The sequence below is a fragment of the Bradyrhizobium sp. 197 genome (genome assembly GCF_023073375.1).
Lineage (GTDB): Bacteria > Pseudomonadota > Alphaproteobacteria > Rhizobiales > Xanthobacteraceae > Bradyrhizobium.
In genome coordinates this window covers 1-1071 of the sequence record NZ_JADPJJ010000032.1, presented here as the reverse complement: position 1 = coordinate 1071, position 1071 = coordinate 1, and the positions used below count along the sequence as shown (strand labels likewise).

Sequence of the window (1071 nt, the reverse complement as noted above, 5' to 3'; positions counted from 1 at the left end):
CCGAGCGCTTCGCGAGCGTCTAGGATCGCTCGCAGCCTAGTCCGGCGCAACACTCGCGTCTGTGCGCTTTCGAACATTCATGCCCCTTCAGGTATGCTAGTTCTATGCATCATCCGGCGAGTGCCGAACTGGGATGCCTCAGCCCGGGAGCCGTCGTGGCTAGAATAAGCGGCCAATTTGGCAGTTCGCAAAGAATCAATATCCTGTTTCGGTAGTTGGCTCCCGCGTGATCCGAACAAGCAAACTGATTGTTCGGGCCGAGGATAAGCTTAGAAGCTGAGCCGGCACACATGAAGGACCTCCGACGACGTTTGGAAAAGGTCCGCGCTGACGCCAGAGACTTTGCGCTGATGAGTCAGCAGGCGACGGACCCAGAAAAGTGCGAGCTGTTTAAGCGCTTGGCGGATGAACTCGCCATCGAAGCGCTCGAGCTTGAGCAAATCGTGAAGCGAAATGAGCCATCGAATCCGTGCGACCAGCACGAGGTCGTGGAGTTTAAGCCAACCTCTCAGCGGAAGCGCGGCTGAGATGCGGACAGCGAGTTGGATGGGACAGCGGTGGTCCGCCGTGGACTGCAGTCCGGGCGGCCGCTCATCTCCGCGGCGGCGGGCGTTCACGGTCCTGTCCCAAACGCCGGCTCCTTGCGAGCGAACCAAGCGATTTTAGCAAATCGTGCAGGACTGACGCTCGTCCGGCAAGTCGGGTGCATTGATCGCAAGACGAAGAAGAGACCATTGAGGACTCGACGGCCATTGGCGTCACGCTGGACCGCTTAGGGCAGAAGGCTTGACCGGGCGTTTCGACGAACTGGTCCAATCGACAAGCGCAACGGCAGCGGTGTTCTTGTGCCGCAGAAGGCAGGAACCGCGTTGCGGCGTCGTGGTTAATAGAAGTATGGCTAAGGAGATCGTCAGATGCCCCACGCCAAGCCTTTGATAATCGCCACCATCGTCGCAAGCTCATCTCTGTTGATCCTGGCGCAAGCCGGCGGCGCAAACGCCGGGTCCGCAGGCGCAGGCACCGGGACGGGCGCGAGTAGCGCCAGCGCTGGTCCGTCGGCATCTTCTGGAA

Annotated in this window: 1 protein-coding gene; it reads left to right on the top strand. The window is 60.0% G+C overall.

The window, feature by feature from the left end; translation table 11 throughout:
- Nucleotides 1–290 precede the first annotated feature (290 nt).
- Nucleotides 291–527 (top strand): hypothetical protein, encoded by a 237-nt coding sequence (locus IVB27_RS08680; protein ID WP_247442924.1) that lies wholly within the window; start codon nt 291–293, stop codon nt 525–527.
- Nucleotides 528–1071 lie beyond the last annotated feature (544 nt).